General features: G+C 54.7%; 5 protein-coding genes. All 5 read right to left on the bottom strand.

What is annotated here, in order from left to right; translation table 11 throughout:
• A partial coding sequence (panB, locus tag ACTG33_RS15765; protein ID WP_439136180.1) for a 3-methyl-2-oxobutanoate hydroxymethyltransferase occupies nt 1-684 on the bottom strand: 684 nt, incomplete at its 3' end.
• A 94-nt stretch (nt 685-778) separates the two neighbouring features.
• Nucleotides 779-1,459 (bottom strand): deoxynucleoside kinase, encoded by a 681-nt coding sequence (locus tag ACTG33_RS15760; protein WP_439136179.1) that lies wholly within the window; start codon nt 1,457-1,459, stop codon nt 779-781.
• Between the two features lie 54 nt (nt 1,460-1,513).
• On the bottom strand, nt 1,514-1,999 hold the full coding sequence (gene folK / locus ACTG33_RS15755) for a 2-amino-4-hydroxy-6-hydroxymethyldihydropteridine diphosphokinase (protein ID WP_439136178.1): 486 nt from the start codon (nt 1,997-1,999) through the stop codon (nt 1,514-1,516).
• Nucleotides 2,000-2,003: 4 nt separating this feature from the next.
• Nucleotides 2,004-3,356, bottom strand: coding sequence for a polynucleotide adenylyltransferase PcnB (pcnB, locus tag ACTG33_RS15750; protein ID WP_439136177.1), 1,353 nt, complete (start codon nt 3,354-3,356; stop codon nt 2,004-2,006).
• 189 nt (nt 3,357-3,545) lie between these two features.
• Nucleotides 3,546-5,690 carry a TonB-dependent siderophore receptor gene (locus tag ACTG33_RS15745; RefSeq protein ID WP_439136176.1) on the bottom strand — a complete coding sequence of 715 codons (2,145 nt, stop codon included), beginning with the start codon at nt 5,688-5,690 and terminating at the stop codon, nt 3,546-3,548.
• Between the last annotated feature and the right edge of the window lie 207 nt (nt 5,691-5,897).

Genomic DNA, 5,897 nt, shown 5'->3' with positions numbered 1-5,897 from the left:
ATTGATCACCAGTACCTGAGCGTCAGTGTCGGTACCGGCACCAATTCCGATGGTGGGCATGCTGACGGACTCGGTGATGCGTTTGGCCAGCGCCGTGGGCACACACTCCAGAACCAGCAAATCGGCACCGGCATCGTCCAGCGCCTTGGCGTCTGCCAGTATTTGTTCTGCCTGTTCTTCACTGCGGCCCTGAACCCGGAAGCCACCCAGCTTGTTCACAGACTGAGGGGTTAAACCCAGGTGCGCACACACGGGCACACCGCGATCGCTGAGCATCTGCACGGTGGGTGCGAGCCACTCGCCGCCTTCAATTTTTACCATCTGTGCGCCGGCCTGCATGATGCGGGTGGCGTTGACCATTGCCTGATCGGGCGTGGCGTAGGTCATAAAGGGCAGGTCGCCCATGATCAGGGATTTATTGTTGCCGCGTTTCACCGCTTCCACGTGGTAGATCATCTGCTCCATGGTTACGGGGATGGTGCTGTCGTAACCGAGCACAGTCATGCCCAGGCTGTCTCCAATCAACACAACCTCTACGCCGCACTTCTGCGCCATGGCGGCCATGGGGGCATCGTACAGAGCAACCGTGGCAAATTTGGTGCCCTCTTCTTTCATCTTGCGCAGGCTGAGGGTGGTAACAGGTTTGGTGAGGCCGGCGTCGGCCTGAACAGTTCCGTAGGGCATAGCAATCACACTTTCAGTAATGACAGGTTTGTCAGGGGTCCGGCGTTGTTAACGTTATCTAACGTTAGTGTCGGATGCGTAAGTCGGTGTTCGATTATAACGTCGGTGTTGGATTATAGTAATGACGACCGCTTTTGATCGTCAAAATGTAATCAACCAGCTGTTGGTAGTGATCCGGGTTGTTGGCCAGATCCAGCTCGGCGGCGTTCACAATCAAGAGCGGCGCCCGATCATAATAGTGGAAAAAATGCATGTAGGCATCGTTGAGGGTGGTCAGGTAGTCGCTTTCGATATGGCGCTCGGCCTGCACACCGCGAGTGCGGATACGGTCTTCGAGGACATCGTTAGGCGCCTGCAGATAGATCACCAGGTCGGGAGCCGGAGCATTAATGTCCAACTGATCGTAGACCTGCTGATAGATGTTCAGCTCGTCATCATCCAGTGTTACCTGGGCAAACAGTTGATCCTTGTCCATCAGGAAGTCGGCGACCAGACTGGTTTGAAACATATCCTGCTGCTGTAAATCCTGGATCTGCTGTGAGCGCTGGAACAGGAAAAACAACTGGGTGGGCAGGGCGGCGGCCTTGGGATTGGCGTAAAAGCGTTCCAGAAATGGATTGGCGTCAGCATTTTCCTGCATCAGCTCGTGGCCCAGTGTGCGAGCCAGGTTCTTGGCCAACGTGGTTTTGCCGACGCCGATGGGGCCTTCGATGGCAATAAAGCGTGGCAGGTCGAGGCCTGTGGTGTCCAGGGTAATGTTAAAACCGTCGCTCACTGTCTGCTCCTGATCAATCCTGAAGTTGGTGTAGCTCAATCCAGTTGGTGTGGCTCAGTCCTGAATTTGGTGTAGCCCGTCACTTGGGCAGTTTGCCACTAAAGACTCAAGTGTGTCACCGCCGGGAAGCGTTAATTGAGGGGCGATGTCCGCCAGTGGGTAGAGCACAAAGTTGCGCTGGGTTAAATACGGGTGGGGAACCTGAAGGCGCTCCGTATCAATAATCTCTGCGCCAAACAGCAACAGATCCAGATCCAGAGTTCTTGGGCCCCAACGGACCTCTCTGACCCGTTCGTGAGCGTTCTCAATGGCCTGTAGCTGATCGAGCAGGGCATGGGCGTCAAGTTCTGTGGTCAGTTGCGCCACGCCATTGACGAAGTCCGGCTGCTCACCGGGGCCGACAGCCAGACTTTGATACCAGGGGGAGGCTGCGACTACACAAGTCTGGGGGATCTGCCCCAATTCCTGCAGAGCCCGCTTAACCTGCTGGTAAGGATTCTCAAGGTTACTGCCCAGTCCGATATAAGCCGTTGTGCTCATGAATTCAGTCTTGAGCTTTGGGTTTGGGCTTTCTGCGGCGAGGGCGACGCTTGCGTGGCTGACCGGCGGAGCCCAGCTTGGCTACCATGTTTTCCCGTTCGGCTTCGTCGACATCCTGATAGCGGGTCCACCACTGGCCTAAGCCTTCCAGGTCTTCACCGGCTTGCTCGCGCATCAGCACGAAGTCGTAACCGGCGCGGAAGCGAGGGTGTTCGTGCAGGCGCTCGGCGCGCTTGCCCTGACGGCGTGGCAGGCGGTGCTGCAGATCCCAGATCTCTTTCATGCCCTGGGTGAAACGCTTGGGGATCGAGGTAGTCCGCAATTGTGCGGATACCACGTTTTGAGCGGCCTGTTGATGAGCCTGTACTGGCTTCATGCCCTCGGCTTCCAGTTTGCGCTGCTCGGCGCAGACGGAGGGCCAAAGCATGGCGGCGTAGATATAGGCCGGTGTTACCCGCTGGTTGTTCTTGATGCGTTTATCGGTGTTGGTCAGAGCCTGCTGGATCAGAGCCTCGGCGTATGGCTCATCCTCTTTAAGCGCCTGATCAGTCTGAGGCAGAATGTACTGCAGCAGATCGTATTCCTGAAGTAGTGGCAGTACCGCGCGACCATAGCCACCCATAAACAGCTTGAGAACTTCTTCGAACAGGCGGGCTTCAGGGATATTGAGCAGCAGTGAACCCAGCTTGTGGATGGGTTCGGAGGAGTTCTTCTCAATGTCGAAATCCAGTTTGCCGGCAAAGCGAACCGCCCGCAGCATGCGTACCGGATCTTCCTGATAGCGCGTTTCCGGATTGCCGATCACGCGAATCTTGCGGCGATTAATGTCCTGCAGTCCACCGGTAAAATCGTGGATACTGAAGTGATCGAGCGTGTAATAGAGCGCATTGACGGTGAAATCGCGGCGAATGGCATCGGAGCGGATATCGCCATAGACGTTGTCCCGCAGCAGCATACCATCCTCGGACTTGGCGGAGTGCTGAGCACTGGCATTGTCTGTGTGGTTGTCGCGGAAGGTGGTAACTTCAATGATCTCGCGACCAAAGCGCACGTGAACGATCTTAAAGCGACGGCCGATGATGCGAGAGTTGCGGAACAGATGTTTCACCTGTTCCGGCGTGGCGTTGGTGGCCACATCAAAATCTTTCGGGTGGTCTCCCAGTAGCAGGTCTCGCACACCGCCACCCACCAGATAGGCCTCGTAGCCGCCATCTCCCAGACGCTGCATGACCTTCAGTGCCGAACGGCTGATATCCCGGCGCGATATGCTGTGCTTTTCACGGGGAATGATCTGATGATTGATGCTGGGAGCTTTGCTGAAAGTACTGATGATCGGTCGGATTAGCCGCTTTAACATGGTCGGTTACTGGGTTGGCTGCCGGGCGGGCCCGGTTAGGCTTATGGAACGTGGGCGCTCATATTGAGCGTGATATGGAGGCGCAGTGTACCACGCAGAAGCGAGAAAGCCAGCCAAAGCGGGGCTTTGACTGGCTTTCTGAAGGTGAGTGAAAATTGCCATATTGACGATTTTCACTTGGCCCGGGTATTAGAACTGATAGTTCATGGACAGGGTCGCATTGCGCGGCTCGCCGTATTCCAGTTGGTTGTAGAAGCCGATCTGGCTGTAGTAGGTTTCATCCAGCAGGTTGTCCACGTTCAGTTGAGCGGATAGCTGTGGGGTGAAATCGTAACGTGCCATTAGGCTGACCAGGCTGTATTCATCCTGTTTCAGACGTTCGGGCTGTCCGGTGATAGGATTGACCGTATCCGTGTAGTTACGACCCTCCCAATTCACGCCGCCGGCGATGGTCAGGTTGCTCAGGCTGCCACCGAAGTTATAGGTAGTGTAGAGCTTCATCATTTGGCGGGGTTGGTCAGTATTCACCTCTGCGCCGTTAGCATCTTCGGCTTCGAATTGGGTGTAGCTGAAGCTGAGGTCCCAGCCCGCTGCCAATTGGCCAACCACTTCAAGTTCGAAACCTTCACTTTCGGTACCTTCCGCGGCGTAGTAAGCCTGACCGTTAATGGTGCCAGGCACAATAAAGCCGGTGTCTACCTGAGCAAGATCGTCCTGCTGGATCTTAAACACCGCCAGTGTGGTTTGCAGGGATTCATCAAAGAAACGGCTTTTCAGGCCCAGTTCATAACTTTTACCGGTGATCGGATCCAGGAAGTTGCCGGTACGATCCTGCTCTGGCTGAGGCTGAAAGATTTCGGTGAAGCTGGCATAAACCGAATGTTGTTCGGTGATGTCATACAGGGCCCCGGCGTAAGGAATAAATACACCAGTGTCACCGTAATCTACGGGCGTGCCGTAGGTGCTGCCTTTTTTACTCCAGTCGGCAACCCGACCACCAAAGATAAGTTTCAAACTGTCTGTGACTGAAAGTCGTGTTGCGGCATAAATCCCGGATTGTTCTGTTTTCAGGTCGACATCTTGCCCTTTTGCTCCCCAAGCAGGTTGGGGATAGCTGCCATCCCAAAGGAAGAAGTTGCCCGGTGCTTGCAAAGCGGTGTAGTCAACGGCCAGGGAGTAGTTCTCTTCATCCTGGTCACTGTCGATGACCCCAAAGGTCAGGTCGTGTTCACGATCAAACAGCTGATAGGTGCCATTGACTTGCAGGCTGATGTTGGTCTGCTTTCGTTTTGTGCCCGCATTACGGGGGGAAGCGTTCAGTCCCAGTCCGGTAGTTTTATCAACGGTGCCGGAAATATACAGTAGCAACTGGTCGGATTGATTGACGTTGTAGTTCACACTTAACTTTGCAGTCCAATCGTTACTGAACGTGTGTACAAGATCAACATAGTAGTTTTCAACGTCGGAAGACCATGTGCTCCATTTGGTAGCTGTGGTTTTGGAACGGTCCCAATCGGTACGGCTGCCATCGCTGTACCAAACCGGAAGACCGCCCCAGGTGGATGCTGTGGGTTTATTCTGCTGATAGCTGGCGCCGACACGCAGTAGCGTGCAGTCAGTCAAATCGGCATCAATCACACCGTAGAATACGCTGCTCTCTTCGCCAGCCAAGTCACGAAAGGAATCACCTTCTTCGTAGGTTGCCACAAAGCGGCCACGCACTGAGCCGCTGTCATTCAGAGGCGTGCTGATGTCGGTATTGAATTTGTAAGTGTTCCAGCGTCCGGCTGAGACCATGGTGCTGCCGGTAAATTCTCTGCTGTCTGCGTGCTTGCGGACCATATTGATAGAGGCAGAAGGGTTGCCGGCACCAGTCAGCAAGCCAGTAGCACCACGAACGATTTCGACGCGTTCGTAAATGGAGGTGTCTGTAGAGGTTTCACCCGCGTTGGCGCCGGGCTCCCAGGAAATAGGGATACCGTCAATCTGGTAGTTGTCGATGGCAAAACCGCGGGCAGAAAATTTATAACGGGTACTGTCCTGCGCCTTGGCGGAAACACCGGTGGCGTTATTAACAACGTCGGTTAGAGAGCGAAGGTTTTGGTCCTGAAGGCGTTGGGCTGTCATCACACTCACAGATTGGGGAGTTTCAAACAGGGTCAGGCCCAGACCGGTGGCGGTATCAATCTGTTCGTTGATGGTGTATTTGCCGGTGACCAGAACTTCTTCCATAGACGCTTGCGTGTTTTTGGATTCGGTAGTTTCGGCGTAACTCAGGCCGCTGGTGGTTATGGCCAGGACAATGGCGCTGCTTAGCAGGTGTTTGCGTGTCATCTAAATTCTCCCCAGGGTGGTGCTTCCAGAATGGCGCCACAATACTGAGAATCGTTATTGTTTGCAATGTTTTTCGCAGTTGCAAAAAGAGGCCGGCAGCGACTGAAACCTAGGGGAGGCGTTGGCTTCAGCGGTGGTGTGGAGTTTTACAAACAATGCCTGCTGGCAGAGAAAGCGCTGGGTGAAATGGCAGGCGGAGCGGGCTTT

This window comes from Pseudomaricurvus sp., assembly GCF_965662505.1.
In the GTDB taxonomy this organism is placed as follows: domain Bacteria; phylum Pseudomonadota; class Gammaproteobacteria; order Pseudomonadales; family Cellvibrionaceae; genus Pseudomaricurvus.
Note: the sequence above shows the minus strand (reverse complement) of the source record. Positions and strands in the feature narration are given on the sequence as shown.

What these genes read in the sequence shown, in the direction of transcription:
- folK (WP_439136178.1), bottom strand. Translation starts at nt 1,999, where the DNA reads ATGAGCACAACGGCTTATATCGGACTGGGCAGTAACCTTGAGAATCCT.
- pcnB (WP_439136177.1), bottom strand. Translation starts at nt 3,356, where the DNA reads ATGTTAAAGCGGCTAATCCGACCGATCATCAGTACTTTCAGCAAAGCT.
- ACTG33_RS15745 (WP_439136176.1), bottom strand. Translation starts at nt 5,690, where the DNA reads ATGACACGCAAACACCTGCTAAGCAGCGCCATTGTCCTGGCCATAACC.